Origin of the sequence: Synechococcus sp. SynAce01, from assembly GCF_001885215.1 — a bacterium.
Classification (GTDB): Bacteria; Cyanobacteriota; Cyanobacteriia; order PCC-6307; family Cyanobiaceae; genus Regnicoccus; species Regnicoccus frigidus.
In genome coordinates this window covers 1,010,918-1,033,264 of sequence record NZ_CP018091.1, presented here as the reverse complement: position 1 = coordinate 1,033,264, position 22,347 = coordinate 1,010,918, and the positions used below count along the sequence as shown (strand labels likewise).

Annotated in this window: 24 protein-coding genes and 1 tRNA gene; 12 read left to right on the top strand and 13 right to left on the bottom strand. The window is 55.5% G+C overall.

The genetic code is table 11. From position 1 onward, the window contains the following. Positions 1 to 56: 56 nt before the first annotated feature. Positions 57 to 1,217 (bottom strand): glycine cleavage system aminomethyltransferase GcvT, encoded by a 1,161-nt coding sequence (gene gcvT, locus BM449_RS05405; protein WP_071800389.1) that lies wholly within the window; start codon positions 1,215 to 1,217, stop codon positions 57 to 59. Between the two features lie 589 nt (positions 1,218 to 1,806). On the opposite strand from gcvT, the gene BM449_RS05395 reads away from it, so the two are divergent. Next, the gene (locus tag BM449_RS05395; protein WP_071800387.1) at positions 1,807 to 2,166 is read left to right on the top strand and encodes a Crp/Fnr family transcriptional regulator; all 360 of its coding nucleotides are present in this window, start codon (positions 1,807 to 1,809) and stop codon (positions 2,164 to 2,166) included. On the opposite strand, the gene speB is transcribed toward BM449_RS05395, so the two are convergent. Both speB and speE read right to left on the bottom strand, forming a co-directional pair. After that, positions 2,160 to 3,023, bottom strand: coding sequence for an agmatinase (gene speB / locus BM449_RS05390; protein WP_071802003.1), 864 nt, complete (start codon positions 3,021 to 3,023; stop codon positions 2,160 to 2,162). The genes BM449_RS05395 and speB overlap by 7 nt on opposite strands. 133 nt (positions 3,024 to 3,156) lie before the next feature. Continuing rightward, positions 3,157 to 4,008 carry a polyamine aminopropyltransferase gene (speE, locus tag BM449_RS05385; protein WP_071800386.1) on the bottom strand — a complete coding sequence of 284 codons (852 nt, stop codon included), beginning with the start codon at positions 4,006 to 4,008 and terminating at the stop codon, positions 3,157 to 3,159. Between the two features lie 89 nt (positions 4,009 to 4,097). Here speE and arfB point away from each other — a divergent pair, with 89 nt between their 5' ends. Then, positions 4,098 to 4,550, top strand: a complete 453-nt coding sequence (arfB, locus tag BM449_RS05380) for an alternative ribosome rescue aminoacyl-tRNA hydrolase ArfB (protein ID WP_071800385.1) — start codon at positions 4,098 to 4,100, stop codon at positions 4,548 to 4,550. Positions 4,551 to 4,569: 19 nt separating this feature from the next. Here the strand turns inward: arfB and mazG are convergent, their stop codons facing one another. Then, complete coding sequence (mazG, locus tag BM449_RS05375) at positions 4,570 to 5,406, bottom strand: nucleoside triphosphate pyrophosphohydrolase (RefSeq protein ID WP_071800384.1); 837 nt, start codon at positions 5,404 to 5,406, stop codon at positions 4,570 to 4,572. Positions 5,407 to 5,430: 24 nt separating this feature from the next. Then, positions 5,431 to 5,922, bottom strand: a complete 492-nt coding sequence (locus BM449_RS05370) for a metal-binding protein (protein ID WP_071800383.1) — start codon at positions 5,920 to 5,922, stop codon at positions 5,431 to 5,433. Positions 5,923 to 5,981: 59 nt separating this feature from the next. Between BM449_RS05370 and BM449_RS05365 the strand changes: the two genes are divergently transcribed. Further along, positions 5,982 to 6,053 (top strand) — tRNA-Val (locus BM449_RS05365). Between the two features lie 95 nt (positions 6,054 to 6,148). On the opposite strand, the gene BM449_RS05360 is transcribed toward BM449_RS05365, so the two are convergent. From BM449_RS05360 to BM449_RS05335, 6 genes are all read right to left on the bottom strand, one after another. Further along, positions 6,149 to 6,958 carry a DNA-binding domain-containing protein gene (locus BM449_RS05360; protein WP_071800382.1) on the bottom strand — a complete coding sequence of 270 codons (810 nt, stop codon included), beginning with the start codon at positions 6,956 to 6,958 and terminating at the stop codon, positions 6,149 to 6,151. After that, on the bottom strand, positions 6,931 to 7,752 hold the full coding sequence (locus tag BM449_RS05355; RefSeq protein ID WP_071800381.1) for a DUF692 domain-containing protein: 822 nt from the start codon (positions 7,750 to 7,752) through the stop codon (positions 6,931 to 6,933). Before BM449_RS05355 ends, BM449_RS05360 begins: the two co-directional genes overlap by 28 nt. A 45-nt stretch (positions 7,753 to 7,797) precedes the next feature. After that, a complete protein-coding gene (locus BM449_RS05350) occupies positions 7,798 to 8,073 on the bottom strand; it encodes a DUF2282 domain-containing protein (protein ID WP_071800380.1) in 276 nt (91 codons plus the stop codon). A gap of 249 nt (positions 8,074 to 8,322) precedes the next feature. Further along, on the bottom strand, positions 8,323 to 11,979 hold the full coding sequence (locus BM449_RS05345; protein ID WP_071800379.1) for a PAS domain-containing protein: 3,657 nt from the start codon (positions 11,977 to 11,979) through the stop codon (positions 8,323 to 8,325). 11 nt (positions 11,980 to 11,990) lie between these two features. After that, positions 11,991 to 12,416 carry a response regulator gene (locus tag BM449_RS05340; RefSeq protein ID WP_233831130.1) on the bottom strand — a complete coding sequence of 142 codons (426 nt, stop codon included), beginning with the start codon at positions 12,414 to 12,416 and terminating at the stop codon, positions 11,991 to 11,993. 38 nt (positions 12,417 to 12,454) lie between these two features. After that, on the bottom strand, positions 12,455 to 14,701 hold the full coding sequence (locus BM449_RS05335) for an ATP-binding protein (protein WP_071800377.1): 2,247 nt from the start codon (positions 14,699 to 14,701) through the stop codon (positions 12,455 to 12,457). Between the two features lie 381 nt (positions 14,702 to 15,082). Between BM449_RS05335 and BM449_RS05330 the strand changes: the two genes are divergently transcribed. From BM449_RS05330 to BM449_RS05290, 9 genes are all read left to right on the top strand, one after another. Continuing rightward, entirely contained in the window at positions 15,083 to 15,244 is a 162-nt protein-coding gene (locus BM449_RS05330) for a CsbD family protein (protein WP_071800376.1), read from the top strand. Positions 15,245 to 15,354: 110 nt separating this feature from the next. After that, positions 15,355 to 15,519, top strand: a complete 165-nt coding sequence (locus BM449_RS05325) for a DUF1328 domain-containing protein (protein WP_071800375.1) — start codon at positions 15,355 to 15,357, stop codon at positions 15,517 to 15,519. 185 nt (positions 15,520 to 15,704) lie between these two features. Further along, complete coding sequence (locus tag BM449_RS14625) at positions 15,705 to 16,031, top strand: CsbD family protein (RefSeq protein ID WP_071800374.1); 327 nt, start codon at positions 15,705 to 15,707, stop codon at positions 16,029 to 16,031. Positions 16,032 to 16,259: 228 nt separating this feature from the next. Further along, a complete protein-coding gene (locus BM449_RS05315) occupies positions 16,260 to 17,201 on the top strand; it encodes a transglutaminase family protein (RefSeq protein WP_083544408.1) in 942 nt (313 codons plus the stop codon). 228 nt (positions 17,202 to 17,429) lie between these two features. Continuing rightward, positions 17,430 to 17,678, top strand: a complete 249-nt coding sequence (locus tag BM449_RS05310) for a CsbD family protein (protein WP_311134218.1) — start codon at positions 17,430 to 17,432, stop codon at positions 17,676 to 17,678. Positions 17,679 to 17,813: 135 nt separating this feature from the next. Continuing rightward, entirely contained in the window at positions 17,814 to 18,188 is a 375-nt protein-coding gene (locus BM449_RS05305) for a hypothetical protein (protein WP_145536928.1), read from the top strand. Positions 18,189 to 18,233: 45 nt separating this feature from the next. Further along, complete coding sequence (locus tag BM449_RS05300; protein ID WP_071800372.1) at positions 18,234 to 18,398, top strand: DUF1328 domain-containing protein; 165 nt, start codon at positions 18,234 to 18,236, stop codon at positions 18,396 to 18,398. Positions 18,399 to 18,457: 59 nt separating this feature from the next. Then, positions 18,458 to 18,880, top strand: a complete 423-nt coding sequence (locus BM449_RS15360) for a CsbD family protein (protein ID WP_233831127.1) — start codon at positions 18,458 to 18,460, stop codon at positions 18,878 to 18,880. A 184-nt stretch (positions 18,881 to 19,064) separates the two neighbouring features. Continuing rightward, on the top strand, positions 19,065 to 19,559 hold the full coding sequence (locus tag BM449_RS05290) for a dihydrofolate reductase family protein (protein WP_233831124.1): 495 nt from the start codon (positions 19,065 to 19,067) through the stop codon (positions 19,557 to 19,559). An 83-nt stretch (positions 19,560 to 19,642) separates the two neighbouring features. Here the strand turns inward: BM449_RS05290 and BM449_RS05285 are convergent, their stop codons facing one another. Further along, a complete protein-coding gene (locus tag BM449_RS05285) occupies positions 19,643 to 20,410 on the bottom strand; it encodes a glucose 1-dehydrogenase (RefSeq protein ID WP_071800369.1) in 768 nt (255 codons plus the stop codon). Positions 20,411 to 20,837: 427 nt separating this feature from the next. Beyond that, positions 20,838 to 22,208: an NAD-dependent succinate-semialdehyde dehydrogenase gene (locus BM449_RS05280; RefSeq protein WP_071800368.1), complete on the bottom strand. Its 1,371-nt coding sequence runs from the start codon at positions 22,206 to 22,208 to the stop codon at positions 20,838 to 20,840. Positions 22,209 to 22,347: the final 139 nt, after the last annotated feature.

Sequence of the window (22,347 nt, the reverse complement as noted above, 5' to 3'; positions counted from 1 at the left end):
GGGGAAGAGGAAAGGAATCTGCGAGTTTCCCATGGCAGCAGCCAAGGCCGGGTCCCCTACGGCCGCCGATAGAAAGGCCGCTTCACCACAAGCGCCGGTTGGGGCTGGCCGCGAATCTCCACCTGCAGTTCGGTGCCGAGCTTGGCCGCCTCGGCTGGCACGCTGGCCAGGGCGATGGCTTCGCCAAGCGTCGGTGACCAGGTACCGCTGGTGATCTCGCCCACCACGGCTCCACCCAGGAGCACCGGATAGCCATGGCGGGCGATCGCCCGGCCCTGGAGCTTGAGCCCCACCAGCCGCCGGCTCACCCCTTCGGCTGTCTGGCGCTCCAGGGCCGCCCGGCCGATGAAATCAGCCGGCATCTCCAGGTGAACCAGCCAGCCCAGCGAGGCTTCCAGGGGGGTGGTGGTGGCGTCCATGTCCTGGCCGTAGAGGTGCATGGCGGCCTCCAGGCGCAGGGTGTCGCGGGCGCCAAGGCCGCAGGGGGGCACGCCGCTGCTCAGCAGTTGTTGCCAGAGGGCCTGGCCGGCCGAGCGCTCCAGCAGCAGTTCGAAGCCGTCCTCGCCGGTGTAGCCGGTGCGGGCCACGAACACGGCTGCCCCCGCCGCCGCGCCGCTGGCGCTGCCGGCGAGCCGCAGGCTGCGGTGCCCGAAGCGGGGCAGGCCTGCGAGGCTTTCGCCCACCAAGGCCTCCAGCAGGGCCGCGGCCTCGGGGCCCTGCAGGGCGAGCAGCACCCCTTGCCCCTTGCGATCGCTGATCTGCACATCCTCTGTTTCCAGCTGAGCGCGCAGCCAGGCGGTGTCGGCTGCGGCGCAGGCGGCATTGATCACCACCAGCAGGGTGTCGACGGGGCCTGCGGGTCCATCAGGCCGGCCCTGGTCGTAGATGATCAGGTCATCGCGGATGCCGCCCGCCTCGTTGAGCAGCACGGTGTAGAGCGCTTCGCCGGGGCCGATGCGATCGAGGTCCGTGGGTACGAGCCGTTGCAGGGCGCTCTTCACCCCATCGCCTTGGAGGGTGAGCACACCCATGTGGGAGATGTCGAAGACGCCGCAGCGCTCGCGCACGGCCCGATGTTCTTCGACCAGCCCCTTGTATTGCACTGCCATCTGCCAGCCCTCAAACGGCACCATCCGCCCCCCGGCGGCCTTGCAGAGTTCGGCCAGGGGGGTGAGTTGGAGCGGATCGGCGGCAGCGCCAACGGGATCACCTGCCATGGCTGAATGGTTGCCGAAACGTTGTCTCGATCCTATGGAGTGGCGTTTCAAACCCGAAGACTTCCGGGAGGTTCGGTTCTACGCCTGTTTGCAGCCCATTGAAATCAGTACCTTATGGACCTTGGATTAAGTCGATCATGGGCCAGCGCCCCAACTGTCGCAGTTGTCGTCACTGCATCGCTCCTTTGGGTGGTGAGCCTGGCTGGTGTCAGTTGCGACGGCTGGCGATCCATTCGGAATTGAGTGGGGACCTCTGGTGTCACCACTGGACGGCGCGCTCCGGGCGCCCGTCCGTCGAGCCCGTTCTGGCTCAGCCAATCAGCTTCCAGCCCTATGGCCATCGCCAGCTTTCCCTGGTTGGATTGCTGGAGCCTGTCTCACAGGAGCCTGTCTCTGTTTAGGAATGCCTGAAACGCGATTTACTGAACTAGAATCAGCGACTGCTTAGCGGCTGTCAGTGACAAGGCGAAGGGCCAGCTTGGATGATCTCCCGGCCTCTGGCCCCTTGTTTTGCCAGGCAGCCCTCCCCCAAACCCTGTAAGGAGGTAGATGGTTGGTCACACTTTCCCCGGGAAGGCCGGTTGAACTGATGGCCTGTCAGTTGGATGGTGAAACGTTCACCCTGCCGACAGGAACCCGCATTTTTGGTCATGGCGAACCAGCCAATGCCATTTATGCCGTGCGCAAAGGAATCGTCGAAATCATCGACCAGGCTGGCGACCGGCTCTGCTACAGGCCAGGGGAACTGTTCAGCTATCTCGACATCGTCTGGCGTGGGGGCTATTTCCGCCATGAGGCGATCGCCCGCACTCCCGTCGAACTGGTGAAGCTCGGCCGGCTCAGTTTTCTGAACCTGCTGCACAACCATCCCACCCTCGCGATTGACCTGATCGGCCAGCAGCACGAGCGCCTGCGCGAACAACGGGCCAGCGGCTCTTACTGTTACTGAGCGGGGCGACCGAGCAAGAGCAGCAGGCTGCGAACCACTTTCGCCGCCAGAACGGCGCTGTTGCCGCCGGGGTCGAGCAGGGGTGAGAGCTCCACCACATCCGCGCCCACCAGGCGGTGGTGGCGGAGTTCGTCCACCAGCCCGCTGAAGTGGCCCCAGAGAAAGCCGCCGGGTTCTGGTGTGCCGGTGCCCGGCAGAACGGAAGGGTCGAACCAGTCGAGATCCACGGTTAGGTAAAGCGGTCTGCCGCGCAGGGGCGCCAGGGCTGCCACCAGGTCGGCCTGCAGACGCTCGGGCTGCAGAGAGAGGCCGGGGCCGGTGCCCACCAGGCGGCCGCTGTGCCTGAGTTCGGCGAATTCCGCGCGCGTGCCGCTGCGGATGGCGATCTGCAGCAGCTGGCCACTGGGGAGCACCTCCAGGCAACGGCGCATGGCGCAGGCGTGGCTGTGGCTTGAGCCGAGCCAGCTGTGGCGCAGGTCGGCGTGGGCATCGAGTTGCACCAGCACCAGATCCGGGTGGCGGGCGGCGACTGCCCCGACCGCGCCGCTGCTGATCGAGTGCTCGCCGCCCAGCATCAGGGGCTTCAGCCCCAGGGCCAGCACCGCCTCGGTGGCCTGGCCCACGGCGGCCACCACTGGCTCCGGGGCGCCAAAGGGAATCGCCACCGCGCCCAGATCGGCGAAGGCCAGGTCCTCAAGATCCAGATCGAGCTGGGGGCAATAGGTTTCCAGCCCACTGCTCACCTCCCGGATCGCCGCTGGCCCGAAGCGGGTGCCGGGACGGAACGAGGTGGTGCCGTCATAGGGGACACCGAATAGCCCCACCTGGCAACCGGCCGGATCGCGGCGGCCCGCCATGAACACCGCACCGTCCGTTTCAAAGAGGTCGCTGTCAATCAGGTCAGGGTCGAACTGGTTGATGTCGGGCAAGTCTGGGTTGAAACAGGTGATGGCCAACAAGTCTGGATCCTCAGCGGTGCTGCCCAGCACGTCAGCCAGCGAGGGCCCTCTCGATTCCGGCCGGAACCGCCTCGAAGGCGCCGCGCTGCCAGCGGGGGCTCCAGATCTCGCAGCCCTCGGCGACGGACGCGGCGCGGGCGGCATCCGGCTGCCGGTAACGGGGGCCGTCGCTGGCGGCGAAGGTCCAGCTCCACCAGCCGCTTGGGTACATCGGCACCCAGCCGTAGAGGGGATCGGCGTGGCGGAACACTTCGCGCAGCAGCCGCACCGTTTCGAGGTGCACCGAGCGGAAGGCCTCGGGCGATTCGCTCTGGGTGGCGAAGACGCCGCCGGGCCTGAGGATGCGGCGGCAGTGCTGGAAGAAGGCGCGGTTGAACAGGCCCTCGGCCGGGCCGGCGGGGTCGGAACCGTCGACGATCACCACGTCGTAACTGGCGTCAGCGGCGGCGGCGACCCAGGCAATGCCGTCGCCCACGGTGAGCTGCAAACGGGGATCGCTCCAGCAGCCGGCCCCGAGACTGGGCAGGTGCTCCTGGCTCCAGGCCACCACCTGGCCATCGATCTCCACCAGGTCGAGCTGCTGCACGCCGGGGTGGCGCAGGCACTCGCGGGCGGTGCCGCCGTCGCCGCCACCGATCACCAGCACCCGCTCGATGGCCGCGGCGCCGCAGAGGGCGGGATGCACGAGGGGCTCGTGGTAGTGCCGCTCCTGGCGCTCGGCCGTCATCCAACAACCGTCGAGCAGCAGCCCCTTGCCGTAGCGCTCGCTCTCGATGATCGTGACGCGCTGGTAAGGCGAGCTGGTCTCGGCGATCACCCGGCCAGCCAGGCCGTAGCGCACACCGTCGTAGACCTCATCGATCCAGCCGGGGGAGGGGTCCATGGCGGCGGGGCGGGGTCGGATGGCTTGATCCGTACGCTTGCACAGAGGGCCGCACGTTGGGCGCCGCCTGTCCATGTCAGGCTCAATCCATGGCCAGCGACCTGCCCGGCAGTGATCTGCGCGTGACGCCGGCGGTGCTGATCCCGGCGGCCGAGCTGCGCTGGCGTTTTTCGCGCTCCTCGGGCCCGGGTGGTCAGAACGTGAACACCACCGACTCGCGGGTGGAGCTGGTGTTTGATCTGGCGGCTTCGGCGGCGCTGCCGGCGCTGCTGCAGGCCCGGGCGTTGCGGCGGTTGGAGGCGCGCCTAGTGGAGGGGGCCGTGGTGGTGGCGGCCAGCGAGCACCGCTCCCAGTGGCAGAACCGGGTGGCGGCCCAGCGCCGTCTTGTGATGCTGCTGCAGGAGGCCCTGCGGCCGCCGCCACCGCCGCGCCGCGCCACCCGGCCCAGCCGTGGCTCGGTGGAGCGGCGGCTCACGGCCAAGAAGCAGCGGGGCGCAATCAAGGCCCGGCGTGCCCAGCGGGGCGGTGGCAGTGATCTCTGAGCTTGATCTCTGAGCCGGCCTAAGGCCCTGCCGCCTCAGCGCGGATTGCGGCCTTGGCCTGCCGCCACAGGTCCTCCAGTTCGGCGATGTTGCGACCGCCAAGATCACCGCCCAGGGCGGCTTCGACGCGGGAGAAGCGATCCAGGAACCGCTGGTTGGTGCCGGCTAGGCCGGCTTCCGGGTCGAGCGCGCACCAGCGGGCCACGTTCACCAGGGTGAACAGCACATCGCCGAGTTCCTCCTGGGCGTGGGCCCGGTCGCCGCTGGCCACGGCCTCCTGAAGCTCGCCCAGCTCCTCCTGCACTTTCTCCCACACCCCGCCCAGGTCGTCCCACTCGAAGCCGGCGGAGGCGGCCTTTTTGGAGATGGTCATGGCGCCAGCCAGGGCGGGTTGGCCGCGCACTTTGCTGGCGAGCCGATCGCTGAGTGGGCTTGCCGTTGCGCTGGCGTGGGCTGCTGCCCTGGCGCTGGCCTCCTCGGCCTTGATCGCCTCCCAGCTGGCGCGCACGGCGGCGGTGTCGGCCGCCACGGCGCCTGCGAACACATGGGGATGGCGGCGGATGAGCTTGGCGCTGATGCCCCGGGCAATCGCCCCCAGATCGAAGCGACCCGCCTCGCTGGCGATCTGGGCGTGCAGCACCACCTGCAGCAGCAGGTCGCCCAGTTCCTCGCTGAGGTGGGCGTCATCGCCATGGCGGATGGCATCGGCCACCTCGTGGGCCTCCTCCAGCACATAGGGCACCAGGGAGGTGTGGGTCTGCTCCAGGTCCCAGGGGCAACCGCTGGCGGGATCGCGCAGCCGTGCCACCACGGCGATCAGCTCGGCCAGGGCGCTCAGGGTGGGATCGGCGGGCATGGGCCAGGGCCTCGGCTGCTGTGCTCAGCGACGGCGCAGCAGCCTGGGCAGCCGCGGCATCGGGTCGCCATCCTGGATCAGGTGCAGCCAGCTGCTGGCCTCCAGCCCCACCAGCGCACTCAGCACCAGCGGGCGCTGCTCGCGCCACAGGCGCCCGGCCCAGCCCAGCAGCTCCTGGGGCGGCGGCCCCCCGAAAAAAGACAGCAGCGCTGCCAGGCCCAGGGCCAGCAACGCCAGGTAGGCCAGGCGTCCAGCCGTGCCCAGCAGCGGACTGTGGGAGAGCACTGAGCGGTGCGAGAGCCCCTTGCGGTAGGGCCACCAGAGCAGCCGCAGGGGTCCCCAACGACGGGTGGCGTTGGAGCGGGTGTCGAGATCGGGGGAGAGCAGCAGGCCGCCCACCAGGAAGCTGAGCCCGGCCGTGCCCATCCCCGCCAGGCCCAGGCCCGGCGCCCACAGCAGCGCAAAGGGCAGAGCCAGCAGCCAGGTGGCGCGGTCGTGGCTACGGCCCTTGGCCATCGCTGCATCGGTGGTGTCCCCGTCAGCATGGGGGCATCCAGGCCCCAGAATGAAAGCCGGGGCGATTAGCTCAGCGGTAGAGCGCCTGCCTTACAAGCAGGATGTCCACAGTTCGATCCTGTGATCGCCCATTCCCCCCAACCGCAACAGTACAAGAAGTTTCAGCTCAAGCCCGAGAAGCCGGTGTGGCCATGGACGGTTAGGGGACAACGACAACTGACAGCTTCTATCCCTCACCCAATACAAACGATTTCACCCAACCACGCTTGACGAAGACCGGCAGCAACACGGATGCATCCACAGAGGCCAGGCCTTGATCCAGGTCTGCGCAGAGCTGGCCAAATGTTGTTCTGGCGGCAAAGCCCTCCAGCAACCTCCATTCCCCATCTCCCGGCATCTCAATCCGCGTTTCAACGCCATCTCTCCAGATGAAAAGATTCGCGCCTCCCTGGTCCAGGTCAACCGGCACTGAATCAGTGACGCCATCTTGATTGGCCTCCCAGATCCGGTGGACCGGATAGATCGATCGCAGCAAAACACTGGATCGAGGCAGTTGGAACACCAGGCTTTCCCATTGCTCAGCTGCCACTTGGGAAAGCGCCTGCATGTCGAAGGCTTTCTCGTCTGGTGCGTTGAACACCCGGTGCCAGTGCCACTCCAGCTGGGCCACATCGGCCAGATAGGGCAGGGCTTCAGCTGGAGTGAACGTCTTGATGAAGGCCGGCAGCTCAGCGCCGTAATCGCCCAGATCCGGCGAAACTGATGCATAGGTCATGATGAACTGCTCGGTAAGTCCTCCGAAGAAATTATCACCCACCAGCCGTTGACAAACGGGATAAATGTCTTCGAGGCAACGGATCAGCTTGCCCTTCACGCTGCCCCGGTAGGCGGCGAACCCCTCTTTGACGCTCAGGCTGCCGCTGCAATGCAGCATCGGCTCCAGAGCCGCAAGGCTGGCAGGATCGGCTGCTTGGCTGATCGCCGCATAGAACAAGGTCTGCAGAGAGGTCAGTTCGCTTGGGGCTGGAGTTGGCATCGATACGTCTCGGCTTTGCGGGCTTCGTTTTGGAGGTCATCGAAGCAGGGAATATTGGTGTCCCATTCGATCAGGGTCGGAACCGCTCCAAAGCGCTCTAGGGCTTCTTGATACAGCGACCAAACACCGGATTGCACCGGCCTTCCGTGGGTATCGAAAAGAAAGGAACCTTGCTGCTCGTAGCCAGCCAAGTGGATCTCTTTGACGCGATCGACTGGCATGGCAGCGAGATACTCCATCGGGTTAAAGCCGTGATTGCTGGCGTTCACAAAAACGTTGTTGATATCAAGTAACAGATCGCAATCGGCCTGCTGAGCCAGTGCGGCGAGAAACTGCCATTCGCTGTAGTCGTTGCCTGAAAACTGCAGGTAGGGCGAAAGGTTTTCGATCAGGATTCGCCTTCCCAGAAACTCCTGCACCTGTTGGATTCGATCAGCCACGTAGTTCAACACAGGCTCGTTGTAGGGCAGCGGAGCCAGATCGTTGAAATAGTGGCCGCCGCTCGAAACCCAGGCCAGATGGTCGGACACATACACCGGTTCGATGCGGGTGGCCAGGGCTTTCAACCGATGCAGATAGTCCCAGTTGAGTGGATCTGCTGAACCAAGCGAAAGCCCAACCCCATGCAGGGTGATTGGATAGGTCTGGCGGATCAGGGTCAGATGATGGAGCGGTAGCCCGCCACCCAGATAGTTGTCCGAGAGCGCCTCAAACCAAGGCACGGGCGGCGTTTCCCTGAGGATGTGGGAATAGTGCACAGACCGCAAGCCGAGGCCCACCCCTTGGAGATTCATGGTGGATGTGTCAACGGCTTGGGCTGGTCCTTGATGGGTGGCTGTTCAGTTCGCCATCTTGAGCTTCCCTCCAACGATCTTGTTGCAGGTACCAGTGGGCACGAACACCCACTCTTCGGGATCACCCGACACGGTGGCCTTGCCTGCGCAGCTGTGCTTGCTGGTGCCGCAATCATTCAGGCCCGCCTTGGCGATGCCGGCGCACTTTTCCATGCCGGCTTTGCCAGCGAGGGCTTCACTGCTGGTGACGGCCACCAGGCCAAGGGCCAAAACGCTGGAGATGGCTGTGTTGATGGCCGTTTTTGCTGTTGCAGATGTCATGTTCGAAGCCCTCTTGTTGGAGGGGGTGGGATGGGGGTTTGGGGGGCTGCAACACGGAGTTGGTGGCCGCCCATTGTGCATACCGATGACGGCCTCCAATGGATGGCTTCTGGCGGATCAATGGTTTCAAGGCCTGGATTTTTGATGCTAGTGCTGAGCTGTTGCGCATACCGGCCGATCCACGCGCCATCTCCGCAGCCATGGCGGCTACAGGCATTGGATCAGCTGGTGGCGTTCGGTTGTTGCAGTTCAGTTCTTGGCGATGGATTGTTTGCTCAGCAAATCAGCGATCGTTACCACCAATTGATCAGGCTCAATCGGCTTGGTGATGTGTTTCTCAAAGCCTGCCGTGATGGCACGTTGCCGGTCAACTTCGCCAGCGTAAGCCGTTAGGGCGATCATCGGAACCTGCCCTCCCTGCTCAGGGGATAGGGATCGCACTTTCTTGAGCAACGTATAGCCATCAATCTCTGGCATTCCGATATCACTAACCACAACATCAGGTTGAAATGATTCCAGAGCGGGGAAGAATTCAGCAGCAGTAGAAACTGAAATACTTTCTGCTCCGGCCTGATCCAAGATGAAGTCAAGTAGGTCGCGACTGTCTGGATCGTCGTCAATGATCAGCAGGCGAATGCCGGTGAGATCAAGGGTTCGCTTTTGCGAAGGTTTCGGTTGCTGCTCCTTGATGTGGGCTTTCAGCAGGGGAAGCTTCACAGTGAAACAAGCTCCTTTCCCTTCGCCAAGGCTCTCAGCAGTCACACGGCCACCGTGCGCTTCTACCAGCTGATAGACGATCGCCATACCCAGCCCTAAGCCGCCATATTTCCGAGTTACTGTGGTGTCTTCCTGGCAAAATGACTCAAAGATATAAGGCAAGAATTCCGGACTGATGCCTTTGCCTGTATCTGTGATGGTGATCTCTGCCTGGTTGTCAACGTTCTCAAGCCGAATGTCAATCTGGCCGCCGCTGGGCGTGAATTTGACCGCGTTTGTCAGCAAGTTCCAGATGACCTGCTGAAGGCGAACGGAATCCCCAGATAGTGTTGGAACTTCAGAGAGCTTGGAGCGAATCTGAACAGACTTGGCGATCGCAGCAGTTTGCACAGTTTCGATTGCCGACTCAATCACCACCTTTAAACTGACAGGAGCAATTTTTAGAGATAACTTGCCTTGCAACACGCAGGCCATATCCAACAGATCATCAATCAAGCGACATTGGGCCTTGGCATTCCGTTCGATCGTTGCTAACGCTGCTGTGGTTTTGGTGTCATCAAGTTTGCGGGTTTGCAGCAATTGTGTCCAGCCCAGAATTGGGCCAAGAGGCGAGCGCAATTCATGGGAGAGTACAGCCAGGAATTCGTCTTTAATGCGGTTCACGCGTTGCGCTTCTTCCAGGGAATATTGTTTCTGCTGGAGGATGTCCTCGCGTTCGTGTTCTAGTTTGATCCGATCAGTGATATCGTGGCCTATGCCAACGAGCCCAATGACGTCTCCATTTTCATCAAAGTAAGGCGCTTTGGTGGATAGAAAAACTTGAGAGTCATCGATGGACTCCTGAACGTTTTCAACCTGCCTTGACGCCATGACTCGCTGGTCATTATCCATGATCTTTTTTGCTTCATGGGCATTCGGGAAAAGCTCGTAGTCGTAATGTCCGATGACCTCAGATTCCGTTTTGCCAAGGGTCTGAAGGACGGCTGAGTTGGCATAAAGCATTTTGCCTTGACGATCTTTAAGGAAAATGAGTGTATGCGAAGACTCATTGACTACGTCCAGAATGGCATTCTTTTGCCGTAGTTGTTCTTCCATCAATCGTTGCTGTGTGATATCCCGTGTTGTCGTTAAAATCTGGATCACCTGTCCGCTTGAATCAAAGATTGGCGTAACCACGACATCCCGCCAAATGGGCAGGCCGTTGGCAGGCTGATAGTTCCCCTGAAACCTGCCAACTTCACCGGATTTCGCTGTAGTAAAGGCTTTTTTTGCTGCTTGCTGATAATCACCATTCCACAGGCTCAACCAGTTTGTTTGAGGGACAACTGTCAGCTTGCAGCTCTTCAAGAAATCCCGGCTCGCCGCATTCATGTAGAGCAATCTGGCATCAAGATCAAGAACCTTGATGCAGTCGTTGCTGCTTTCGATGATCCGTTTATTGAAGTCTTGGCTTCGCTTTAATGCCGCCTGCGCCTGAACACGTTCGCTGATATCGATGCCAGAGGGAATCAAGAATTCAACATCCCCTGCCTGATTGTACAGTGGTGCCAAGGAAAAATCAATGGTAATAAGGTGATCTTCCTTGAGCCGGATCTGCACGTCGTAGCGAACTGTTTCTCCTGAAGCTGCTTGTCGTATGTCCTTAGAGAGTTGGGCCTGAACCTCTGAATCGTAAGCCCACCAATAGGTATCAGGAAATGACTTGCCTACAACATCTGCCGGTACCAGAGAAGCCGCTTCTAAGGCAGTTCGATTAACCTCAAGCATTGTTCCATCCAAGGCTAGCAAGCCGACAAAGCTAAACAACCCATCGAGAATACGACGCACCTGAGTTTCACTCTCTTGCAATCTGCACTCAGACTGTTTGCGTTCAGTAATGTCCAGGGTGCAACCTGACATGCGAATAGGCTTGCCATTCTGGTCAGTAAAGACTGTGGCTTGGCTTGACGCCCAGCGAATCCCTTGGTTCGGATGTAGAACTCGGAAATCAATGTTGTAATCTTTCTCTTGTGTTAGAGCGTCTTGGAGGGCTCCTAAGACGCGTTCACGATCATCGGGGTGTAGGCAAGCCACGAAGTCATCGTAGGTTCCTTTGGATTCCTCCGTCCCCAATCCAAACAGGCTGCCCATGTTGCTGGACCAGGTAATAGAGTTCGTCAGAAGGTCCCAGTCCCAGGTTGTCATCCCGGCAGCTTCGAGCACCAATCGGAGTTTGTCGTCCTGGTTTCGTAAGACCTCCTCTGTGCGACTCCGTTCAACAAGTTCGCGCTGGGCTTCCTGATACAGCTCTGCTTGCCTGATGGCAACGCTAACTTGCGTGGACAATTGGTGAAGCAAATCAATCTCTAGCGCTTGCCACTGGCGGGGAGCAGCACAGTGATGAGCAATTAACCCTCCCCAAAGCTGGCCATCGTTCAAAATGGGAACGACCAGATTAGACTGCACTTGATATTTCTTCAGCAGCTCAACATGGCCGGGTGAAATGTTGGCATTGTGGCCGTCTGTTGCCAGCGGATTGCGTTCGCGCTGAGAGTTGTCGATATAGTTTTCGACAAAAGACGGATCATTAATAGGCTCTGAAAGAAACGATTTCCATTCGCTGCCCACCGCTTCTGCTGCAACCGCTTCCTTTCCAATCGAGTTGGCTTGAAACACAACGACCCGATCAGCCTTAAGGAAGTTGCGCACTTCTTTGACGATGGTCTGCAGGACCATATCTAGATCCAAAGTTTGGAATACTTTTTCTGATAACTTGGCAATGATACTTTCTCGATCGATGCGATTCTGCAGTTGTACTTCTAGCTGCACAGTCTTAATTGTTGCATCGAGAGTGTGCTTCAGATTCTCTGGTGTAATCTGCTCCTTAACTAGATAGTCTTGGGCGCCTGATTTAATCGCTTTAACGGCAATCTCCTCGCTGCCAACGGCGGTCATCATCACGATTGGAAGGGGAAGTTCTTTTTGCAGCGCAGCGAGAAATTCCAATCCGTCTTGGTCGGGCAATCGATAATCAAGTAGCACAGCATCGGGATGGTGCTGCCGCCACAGATTCAACCCTTCTTCACCAAAACTTGTTTCGATGAACGTATAGTCATGGTCACGATCGCGCACCATGTAGCGTCGATACATCTCGCGATCTTCTGGGCTATCGTCCACGATCAAAATGGTGCGGCACCGTTGGGAATTCATTAGGGCAGCTCTCAATTGTCGGTGGGTAGTAACGTCGTGTTGAACCAGTAGTTGATTAAGGATTGAACCCCGTGCTTTAGCCGATCGGAATCCATCGGCTTAACCATATAGCTATTAGCGCCCCATCTATAACAGGCTTCAATGTCCTTGGGGTTGCTTGATGTCGTCAAAATCACGACTGGAATCGTTTTTAGATTTTCATCTCGCTTAACTTTTTGCAAGACTTCTCGTCCGTCCGTTCCCGGTAAATTAAGATCCAGTAAAATCAAGTTCGGACGTGGTGCTTGCTTGGGGTCAACATAGCGACCGGTTCGATAGAGAAATGACAGTGCATGATCACCATCGACGCAGCGATAAATAGGAATTCTCAACGGCGATCGACGAGCATAGCGTTGGAAGGCTTCGAAATCTTCATTGCTATCCTCAACGACCAACATGAGCGAGCGATTATGGATTCTGGCCAATGATGACTGATTCATGATTGCTCTCCTGATGCCAGCGTAAAGAAGAATGTGCTGCCTTCACCGAAGCTCGATTCCACCCAAATCTTGCCTCCATGTTGATGGACGATCTTGCGAACGATCGTCAGGCCAGCCCCAGTCCCTCCTCCATATTGGTCTTGGGTATGCAAACGTTTGAAAATCTGAAACACACGCTCCAAATGTTGAGGCGGGATGCCAATGCCGTTGTCACGGACAAAAAAGGTGCAACCTGAGAGGCCGTCAGAATCTCCATTGCCTGATTGGGCACAGCCGATTTCAACCCACTTCTCAGCTTTGTCGTTGTACTTGATTGCATTGGTTAATAGGTTGGTCAATACCTCGCTGATTTGTGTGCGATCGCAATCCACCATTGGCATGGAGCCTGACATCCGAAAATCGATTGAGCTTTGCGGTTGGCTAATTCTTAGAACTTCAATCGTTTGTTCCACCAACTCAGCCAGGTCTGTGGGTTGCCTGGAAAGTTCAATGCGCCCCAGCTGTGAATAATGTAAAAGCGAATTGATCAGATCTTCCATTCGTTGAGTGAGGCGCACGAGGGTAGCTAATTTGTCTACACCAGCAGTGTCAAGCACTTCCGCATAATCTTCAATCAAAAAATTAGAGTAATTGTGAATGCCGCGTAATGGCTCTTTGAGGTCATGAGATGCAACGTATGCAAACGAATCGAGCTCAATATTGCTTCGCTCAAGTTCTAGATTTACATTTGCCAGGTCTGCCGCCTGTTTGAGAATCTTGCTAACGATCAAGCTGCGTAATTCGGCAACAACTTTTAGTTCACACGGTTTCCATGGCAAGGCGCAACCTTGCAGTGTTTCCTTCCACTGTTGAAATGATTTGCGCGGCGATAAGGTGACGATCCCGTTGCTGGCTACCTCGACAGGCTTATGGGGGTTGCCAGCCCACGTCACCGTTTCAATCACCTCTGGGCGGAACCAGATGACGAAATCCTGATGGAATTGAGAGATTTCCAGAGCTAACACCCCACTGGCAACGGCCTTAAACGATGTTGCAGCGGGATAAAGGCGAGAGAGCGATCGGCTTTGAAACATGTTGTCCTGCATCTGCGTTTTAATCCAATCGCGCAGGGCAGGCCATTCACTTGCTGGTGGCGTTTGACCAACACCAATACTATGATCTGCCGTACAGAAAATGGCTCCTGTTGCACTGACGAGTTCAAGCAAGCTTTCGTCTAGTTGGATGGATCCTTTGATAATCTGCTTGGATTGAGATAGCGACTCGACCAGCTTGCTTTGCAGAGACTTCATGCTCAGCTTATAGGACAAATCTTGATTGTCTACACGCTTGCTGAGGTCAAGTGACATCACCTGCCCAATAAACTCGCACATGATTCGCAGATTAGAAGGCACATGACGTGGCCTTGAATGGTGACAGGCAATCAAACCCCATAGTTTTTGATCTTGGATCAAGGAAATCGACATTGACGCTGCGACTCCCATGTTGTTGAGATATTCCAAGTGCAATGGAGAGACACTACGGAGCAGCGCGAAACTCAAATCTGTGGGCTCCTCATCAACGGGGTTGCGCTCAGGAACCAGGGCGACTGGTGTATAGCTAGAGTCCGGAATTAAGCGTAGCCAGTTGAGTGTATAAAGTTGTTTTGCCTGAACTGGAATATCGCTTGCGGGGTAGCGTAGGCCCAGATAAGGCGTGAGGCCTTCTGTTCGTTCTTCTGCGATGACTTCTCCAGCACCATCGGCATCAAACTGGTAGACCATAATGCGATCGAATCCAGTGATCTTTTTGACTTCTTTAACGACCAGCTCGCACATCTTCAGCAAGCTAGAGGATTTCTGTATCTTTGTTATCGTGCTTTTGACTCCCTGATGCAGTTCGGAATAGTCATTTCGTTGCTTTTGATCTTGAGGTTCTAATTCTAAAAGTACCAATGCATCTTGGCGGTGGATATTGCCATCGAACATCAGCAAGCTGCCTCTGTAGGAAATAGCAATATCCAATGGATTCACATTTTCCGTATCTTCGCTAAGGCATTGCTGAATAGCAGCAATCTGCTGGGGAGCCAACAAAATGGATAACGGCTGTCTTAATAGTTCCTTTGGGCGATGGCCAAGTATTTCAAGTGTGTTCCCACTGACTTGGACAATGATCAAGCCTGGCTCCTGCAGCACCAAAAGAGCGCCATGGGGCTGAATCAGCCCCGGAATGTGAATTGGTTCGCGATCACAGGTGGACAGATCCATTGGTTACTGCGTCATAACTGTGCGTAGCTCTACTTTGCTAATCAAACATTGCCAAGGCCGATGGGGCGAGGGAAATATTCTTCAAACTTCCGATTTCCGATTGTATTGCGCTAAGTTTGTAGGCAGAGTTCTCGGCAAAATAAGGACGCAAGCGTATTCGGCCAATTTTTGTCTCACTAAGTCCACCATCTGAGAATAAAGCTTTCTGTGTTGTCTTTAATTTACTCTAAACAGCCAGGTTTTGCAGAAAATTTCAGATTTATAACAGGAGAGCTCAAGGAAGATGAACGGTTGAAGTTGTTCAATGGGCTTGTTCCTGGCATATGGTGATTGCACACATCCAAACCTTCTGGATGTGATTCACACCATACGGAGACAACCATGGGATTAGGAAACAAGGCTCAAGCAACTGCCAAGGACATTGAAGGGAAGGCCCAGGAAACCCTCGGCAAAGTGACCGATGATGAGCAGAACAAACTAGCTGGCAAGGCGAAGCAAGCCCAAGCCAAAGGTGAACACGCTATCGAGGATGCAAAAGACTGACCTGGCCTGGCACTGATCCTTGATCTGGCTAGGCGAGTCAACCCGGGTGCTACCAGGGACTGACTACCACTAATCATCCATATTAATTCCCCAACTATTCGAGCAATGTTATGCTTCACTACTCTCTAGTCTTTCTGGTCGTTGCGGTCATTGCCGCAGTCCTTGGTTTTGGCGGGATCGCTGGTTCAGCCGCCGGCATCGCCCAATTCCTGTTCCTGGTCTTCATTGTGCTGGCCTTGATCTCATTTCTTACGGGTCGTCGCAGCCTGGGCTGAACCCAATCCATTCAGGTTCTGCTTTGCAAATCCAGGCCATTGCGGCGTTGCCGGTCGTGCACCAGCCCTGGCCGGCATGGCTCGAACGCTGCTACCTAGCTACTGATAGAAAGCCATAATTGAATGATCTTTCGTCATTCAAAGTTCTATGCTTTCGTTAAACCACTACCACCTTGGAGAATCCAATGATTACCATTCAACGAATTCGTCAGTCAATGATGAGTTTCTGTCTCGCCGGCATCCTCTCAATCGCGGCCCTACTGAGCTTCATACCTGCTCCAGTGTCTGCAGCAAGCCCCCAGCCTGCTGCGATCAGTCAGCCACGTGTGTTGATGTTGTTCGGATCCAACAAAGCCACGGCTGCATCCAAGGAGCTCAAAGGAAAAACCCAGGAATCAATTGGCAAAGCCACGGGTGATCCGGGTGACCGTCTCGCTGGCATGGCCAAGCAAGGCGAAGCTAATGTCCGCAATGCCGTTGAAGACGTCAAGGACGCGACCGGGTTGGGCTAAGTCCAATCGGGATTCCTGATTCCCAAGGTCTGAAGTCCGTTGAACTCTCTTGGTCCGCCATGGAATCGTCAGATCCATGGCGGACCACTGACACAATGGGCACCCGCTTCACTACCGCTTGCAATGGCACACTGATTTGTTGAGGGTTTTTCTTGCAACAGCCTTTTCTTGCAACAGACTTTCCGAGCACTTCCACACCTCACTGCCTTGAGAGAAAGGTAGTTCACTATGAAAATTCGCATCGGCTACGAACTGATCTATGACATTCCTCAGCCCACACCCATGATCTTGATGTTGAGTGTGCATGAGACACGCCGTCAAGATCTGCTGATCGCTGACCCTCCGCAACTTGATCCGCCTATTCCCTTTAAGGCCTATCGTGATCATTTCGGTAACTGTTGCCAGCGTTTTGTGGCTCCCCAGGGACGGCTCAGCCTTTCAACCGATGCCTTGATTAACGATTCAGGCCAACCTGATCGTATGGTGCCTGAGGCTCAGCAGGTTCCTTTGGAACTGTTGCCGGATGAGACGCTGCTGTTTCTGTTGGGAAGCCGCTATTGCGAAACAGATTGTCTCTCCAACATCGCTTGGCGACTGTTCGGCACGTCTCCTCAAGGCTGGGGTCGCGTTCAGGCGATCTGTGACTTTGTTCACGGACACCTGCGCTTTGGTTATGAACATGCCAATTCAATGAAGACGGCATGGCAGGCCTATCAGGAAGGCTCCGGTGTCTGTCGTGATTTTGCCCACCTTGCTGTCACCTTCTGCCGATGCATGAACATTCCGGCGCGCTATTGCACCGGTTCTTTGGGTGATATCGGCATCCCGCCGCATGATGCGCCCATGGACTTTTCTGGATGGTTTGAGGCGTACCTTGATGGCCATTGGTACACCTTCGATGCCAGACACAATACGCCCCGGATCGGCCGCGTTCTCATCGCCCGTGGTCGCGATGCGGCTGATGTACCGATTACCCATTCCTTTGGCCAAAACGTGCTGGCGGGCTTCAAGGTCGTCACAGACGAATGGAATGATGATCCCACTGCCCTGACCGGTTCAGACCTGACCGGCTCAGGCGTTGCGATTTCTGATGATGGAAATGGAGGTAGTGATAAAAATGGAGAAGCCGATGCCGTTGGAGACAAGACCAGAGAATTAGTCATCCATTGATGACGCCTAAAGGATCGACCCTTGATGGCGGTTATGCCTCGAAGTTGATCTGTGGTATCCAATGGGGGTGGAGCTTTGGCGGCTGATCACCGTTGTCTGCTATTTCGCCAAACGACCGGCTGAATTCGATACCCATTGGCTCAGGAACCAATTGGTTGGTATCGTTGACTTTACTTTTAGCAGATACTACAGATTTTAAGCAAGTTAGCTCAAGGAAGTTCAAAGCCTATGGCTGATCTGTTCTGCCCTCCCTGTCATACATTGATTGTACGCATCCATTCCACATGGATGCGATTCACAATCGCGGAGTTGATCATGGGTTTAGGTGACAAGGCTCAAGCCACAGCAAAAGACATTGAAGGCAAAGTTCAAGAAGCATTTGGCAAAGCTACTGATAGTGAGCAAAACCAGTTAGCTGGCAAAGCGAAACAAGCTCAAGCCCAAGGGGAGCATGCAGTTGAGGATGCGAAAGGCTAAGTGCCTGGCGGTGCCACCTAAATGTCGTCTTTTCTCTATTGATGCCCTTCGTTTCTTTCCTATGTTCTTGATCATGATTTTAAGCCCTCTGGCTTTGCCAGTAAGGGCACAAACCTACCTTTAACCTTCGATACGATGGCACAATCAATTGCAAAGATGCTAAAGGCGTTACTTGTTTCTGGGTTGCTATTTCTAACCTCCGCCGTTACTGCCTGTGGCTATGCCCCCCAAATGGCCTGGGCAGACGGGCTTCCAGTCACCACGATGATCGGAGTTACATCATCCGGTACCAGTGCATGGATTGCCTTGTCAGGGCTTGATGTCAGCCAAGACTTCGACCCCAACAAGCAAGAGCGAATTCAAGGCACAACGGACATGATGGAGGAAAGCATGCTTGTTCCAGGCGGTATACCCTCTGTTTCCAAGAATGTTGAGCAATCTCTGGAGCGGGCCAGTGGACTGATCACTGGTGAAACCCAGGAACAGATGATGAAGCAATCTTCTGACTAATTGCATTAACCAAGCGTCTATTTTTCCACTTCTCGGTGATTCGTCATGCTTCATTATTCTTTTGTTTTTCTGGTCGTTGCGGTCATTGCCGCAGTCCTCGGTTTTGGTGGGATCGCCGGCTCAGCCGCTGGCATCGCCCAGATCCTCTTCCTTGTGTTCCTCGTGCTTGCCTTGTTCTCCTTCCTGACGGGGCGTCGCAGCCTGGGCTGACCATCATGAGGCCCTCAGGTCTCATTGTCAGCTTTGCCTATCAAGTCTAGCTATGAGATTTGGCTATCAGCCAGGGCTCATCGCCTTCTGCCAATTGCTGCGCCAAGATCCATTCCATTTTGCTTTGGATCACATCAACACTTCTGGACATTCCAATGATTCTTTTTCGAAGACTCTTTCATTCAACGTTGAGTTACTGTTTAGGTGGCTTGTTTTCAGTTCTATCTTTTTTCTGCACCTCTCCTTCCCCAGTGTTTGCTGCATCGACGCCACAACCCTCCATCAACCAACCCCCCATTCTGATGTTGTTTGGTTCTAACAAAGCCAAAACAGTTGCCAAAGATGTTGAGGGTAAGATTCAGGAATCGATCGGCCTCGTCACTGGTGATGAGGGTGATCGCCTAGCCGGTAAGGCCAAGCAGGCCGAAGCCAATGCCAGGGATACAGCTGACACGCTTACGAGCAAAGCTGGCATGGGCTGATTGTGCCCATGTCCTTTCACGAACCAGATGGTCCGGTGTGGTGCGTTCAGGCACCATTTCGGACCATTGATCGTTCGTTCGCATGTCTAGTCAACGAAACAACGAACCCACCAGCCTTGCTATGCGTACTCAATATTATTCCGCCTCTAGTCTTGATGGATTCATTTCGAAACCTGACGACTCCTTGGATTGGCTGTTCCCACTCGGTGATGTCAATAAAACCAGTTATCCATCTTTCTTAGATGACGTTGGTGCCATTGCGATGGGTTCTTCAACCTATGGCTGGATGCTGCAACACACGATCAAACATGGCACAGATCAGGCCAACCCTTCTGCCTGGCCTTATGAGCAACCCACCTGGGTGTTCTCAAGCCGCACCCTGCCAAGCGTTGAGGGCGCTGACATCCGCTTCGTTTCTGGACATGTAAGACCTGTGCACGAAGCCATGAAGGCAGCGGCCCATGGCAGAAATCTTTGGCTAGCTGGCGGAGGAGGCCTTGTGGCTCAGTTCTATGACGAGAACCTGCTGGATGAGATTATCGTGCAGATAGGTTCCGTTACCTTATGCAAGGGAAAGCCACTCTTGCCACGTCAAATCATTTCTCCAGCTTTGAAACTCGTGGCAGTTCAACAATATGGACCGGGTCTTGTGGAACTTCGCTATGAAGTCCCAACCTGAGAGAACATGGGCTCGTTTGTTTGAATCGCTAACTTTGGGGAATGGCTGTTTTTGGTAACAACGACCTTAACATCTGAACTTGTTCATAGCCCAGTGCTTCCGTGCATAATTCCGCCATCGACCATGACGGTTGTTGCCGTGAGATAGCTGGCGCCATCTCCGGCAAGGAACGCTACCATCCGAGCAATTTCTTCAGGTTCTGCCACGCGGCCGATTGGGATTGATTGATTCAACCGACTGAACTCTTGAGGATCCTCAAGAGTATCCTCATTGATCGGTGTTGCAACAGCTCCAGGCCCAACGCCGACAACAGAAATCTTGAACCTTGCAAGTTCTAACGCTGCATTCCGCGTTAGCATTCGCATCCCCCCTTTTGAGATGCAATAGGACGAATGTCCCGGCATTGGCCAGTCTTCATGAACTGAGCTGATGTTAATGATACGACCACCGCTTCCCTGGCTGATCATTTGCTTGGCGGCAAATTGCGTACCGAATACGGCGCTTTTAAGATTTACTGCCATTATTCTATCGTAGAGCTCCTCAGTTGTTTCAAGGAGCGGACTATCTGGATTGATGCCGGCATTGTTCACCATAATATCTAATCGTCCAAATCGTTTGATCGTGGTCGCAAAGATTCTCCTGAGATCATCCAGTTCTGCGACGTTGCCTTGCACCGTCAAGCAGGGTACGCCAAAGGCCGTAACTTTTGCCTTGACCTGATCTGCTCCGGCCGGATCGGAGTAGTAAGCGATGACAATCGTTGCCCCCGCACGCGCGAGTTCAACTGCAATCGCAGCCCCAATTCCGCTGCTTGCCCCGGTGACAATCGCGACATCTTCATTCAAATCCATCGTTATCCACGCTGTTTGAGTAAGGAGGTGTGTTGCCGTAGACCTTCACAAGAAACTTGCCCATTCTGTCTGCATTGACGAGCCCGTTGAAGGCTCTTGCCCCTTTCCGCCATAGACATCAATCCGTTGAGCATCCCTGCTGGATCTGTGCCAGATTTCTGCTAGATGTGTGCTGAAAATGACGTGCTTTATGTTGTTGGATGCGATCACCACGCCTAGGAGGGATGAAACCCTGAACTCTGTCACTACGTTGATTGATGGGTGTCTGATGTGTTTGAGATTCCCATGGAATTTCATTGGTAGTCAGTACAACGAGTCATCAAGAATCAGCACAAAAGATTTCGCCTGCCTTTCTTTTGTAGCTGCTGAAATGCGCTATAGCGTATGCCTTTGTTGCCATTGAAAAAGCATGGCACAGTGGCGAGAATTAGGCTCTGCTGATGTTGATGAGTTTCTTGTTGACAAACTCAAGAATTCCGAGTTTCGAAAGTTCCCGCCCATATCCTGAATTCTTGATTCCACCGAACGGAAGTTCAGCCTGAGAGTTTGTCGGCTGGTTGATGAACATCATTCCGGTGTCTACGGATTCTGCGATGGCACAGGCACGTTCTGGATTACTGGTGAAGACTGAACCCCCCAAGCCGTAGGCAGAATCATTGGCTAACTTGATGGCTTCAGTTTCGTTCTCAACCACATACACCGTAGCCACGGGTCCGAAGAGTTCTTGGTCATAGCTTGGCATCCTTGGAGTTACACCAGTCAGGATGGTTGGATTAAAGAATGCTCCTTTACGATCTGGTCGCCCTCCACCGAGAATGACTGTTGCCCCTGCTTCGATGGTCTTCTGTACTTGATCATCGAGTTGTTGTGCGGCACTTTCGGACGACAATGGGCCTACATCGGTTTTAGGGTCCATTGGATCCCCGAGCTTCATGGATTCCAGCCCCACTTTCAGCCCATTGATGAATTGCTCTGCTACTGGTTTGACAACAATCATTCGCTTGGAGGCGACACATGATTGTCCTGTATTTGCCATCCGTCCTTTGATGGCCAGTTCTACTGCTAAGTCCAAGTCTGCATCTTCCAGCACAATAAACGCATCATTGCCTCCCAATTCCAGAACGGAAGGCTTTAGATTCTTTCCAGCCAGCGAAGCAACCGAACTGCCGGCACTTTCGCTGCCTGTTAATGACACACCACGTACGGCTTTGTGTGCGATTAACGTTGCCATGAATTCGTGGGGGATCAGCAGATTTGTAAAAACCCCCTCTGGCAGACCGCTCTTCTGCAGCAGGTTGGCAATCCGCTCTGCGCACTGAGGCACGATACTGGCATGGCGGACCAATGTGGTATTGCCAGCCATAATGTTGGGGGCGATGAATCGAACCACTTGATAAAACGGGAAGTTCCATGGCATCACCCCAATAAGCACTCCGATCGGTGCGTGTTGGATGTAGGCTTCTGACCCCTCAAGTTCAAGTTTTTGATTGGAGAGGAATTCTTCAGCGTTATGGGCATAATAATCTACAATCTCGGCGCTGAGCTCGATTTCATCGAGACTCTCTGCAATTCGTTTCCCCATCTCTAAGGTGATCAGCTCGGCTAGTTCTTGCCTGTGCTCTCTTAGTTGTCTAGCAAATCTGAGCATGAAATCTTTGCGCACCTCAAAACTCGTATGCCTCCATTGACCGAACATCTCATGTGCCTTGTCAACAGCGTCCAGGGCCTCGTATTTCGTTAGTGTCTTAAAGCTCCACATGACTTCACGTGTTGCCGGATTAATACTTTTTACGGTCATGAGCTTTGCTTAGAAATTGGATAAGTTGCTGATTCTATAGAAGACTGTCTAGTGCATGCTTGGCAGTATTTTTGCATTGCTTGTCGCCTCTTTAGATAAGCGCATGGCGTTCTCCCTTGATCGTGATCAGTAGCGAGCC

What these genes read in the sequence shown, in the direction of transcription:
- gcvT (WP_071800389.1), bottom strand. Translation starts at nt 1,217, where the DNA reads ATGGCAGGTGATCCCGTTGGCGCTGCCGCCGATCCGCTCCAACTCACC.
- BM449_RS05395 (WP_071800387.1), top strand. Translation starts at nt 1,807, where the DNA reads ATGGCCTGTCAGTTGGATGGTGAAACGTTCACCCTGCCGACAGGAACC.
- speB (WP_071802003.1), bottom strand. Translation starts at nt 3,023, where the DNA reads ATGGCGGGCCGCCGCGATCCGGCCGGTTGCCAGGTGGGGCTATTCGGT.
- speE (WP_071800386.1), bottom strand. Translation starts at nt 4,008, where the DNA reads ATGGACCCCTCCCCCGGCTGGATCGATGAGGTCTACGACGGTGTGCGC.
- arfB (WP_071800385.1), top strand. Translation starts at nt 4,098, where the DNA reads ATGGCCAGCGACCTGCCCGGCAGTGATCTGCGCGTGACGCCGGCGGTG.
- mazG (WP_071800384.1), bottom strand. Translation starts at nt 5,406, where the DNA reads ATGCCCGCCGATCCCACCCTGAGCGCCCTGGCCGAGCTGATCGCCGTG.
- BM449_RS05370 (WP_071800383.1), bottom strand. Translation starts at nt 5,922, where the DNA reads ATGGCCAAGGGCCGTAGCCACGACCGCGCCACCTGGCTGCTGGCTCTG.
- BM449_RS05360 (WP_071800382.1), bottom strand. Translation starts at nt 6,958, where the DNA reads ATGCCAACTCCAGCCCCAAGCGAACTGACCTCTCTGCAGACCTTGTTC.
- BM449_RS05355 (WP_071800381.1), bottom strand. Translation starts at nt 7,752, where the DNA reads ATGAATCTCCAAGGGGTGGGCCTCGGCTTGCGGTCTGTGCACTATTCC.
- BM449_RS05350 (WP_071800380.1), bottom strand. Translation starts at nt 8,073, where the DNA reads ATGACATCTGCAACAGCAAAAACGGCCATCAACACAGCCATCTCCAGC.
- BM449_RS05345 (WP_071800379.1), bottom strand. Translation starts at nt 11,979, where the DNA reads ATGAATTCCCAACGGTGCCGCACCATTTTGATCGTGGACGATAGCCCA.
- BM449_RS05340 (WP_233831130.1), bottom strand. Translation starts at nt 12,416, where the DNA reads ATGTTGGTCGTTGAGGATAGCAATGAAGATTTCGAAGCCTTCCAACGC.
- BM449_RS05335 (WP_071800377.1), bottom strand. Translation starts at nt 14,701, where the DNA reads ATGGATCTGTCCACCTGTGATCGCGAACCAATTCACATTCCGGGGCTG.
- BM449_RS05330 (WP_071800376.1), top strand. Translation starts at nt 15,083, where the DNA reads ATGGGATTAGGAAACAAGGCTCAAGCAACTGCCAAGGACATTGAAGGG.
- BM449_RS05325 (WP_071800375.1), top strand. Translation starts at nt 15,355, where the DNA reads ATGCTTCACTACTCTCTAGTCTTTCTGGTCGTTGCGGTCATTGCCGCA.
- BM449_RS14625 (WP_071800374.1), top strand. Translation starts at nt 15,705, where the DNA reads ATGATTACCATTCAACGAATTCGTCAGTCAATGATGAGTTTCTGTCTC.
- BM449_RS05315 (WP_083544408.1), top strand. Translation starts at nt 16,260, where the DNA reads ATGAAAATTCGCATCGGCTACGAACTGATCTATGACATTCCTCAGCCC.
- BM449_RS05310 (WP_311134218.1), top strand. Translation starts at nt 17,430, where the DNA reads ATGGCTGATCTGTTCTGCCCTCCCTGTCATACATTGATTGTACGCATC.
- BM449_RS05305 (WP_145536928.1), top strand. Translation starts at nt 17,814, where the DNA reads ATGGCACAATCAATTGCAAAGATGCTAAAGGCGTTACTTGTTTCTGGG.
- BM449_RS05300 (WP_071800372.1), top strand. Translation starts at nt 18,234, where the DNA reads ATGCTTCATTATTCTTTTGTTTTTCTGGTCGTTGCGGTCATTGCCGCA.
- BM449_RS05285 (WP_071800369.1), bottom strand. Translation starts at nt 20,410, where the DNA reads ATGGATTTGAATGAAGATGTCGCGATTGTCACCGGGGCAAGCAGCGGA.
- BM449_RS05280 (WP_071800368.1), bottom strand. Translation starts at nt 22,208, where the DNA reads ATGACCGTAAAAAGTATTAATCCGGCAACACGTGAAGTCATGTGGAGC.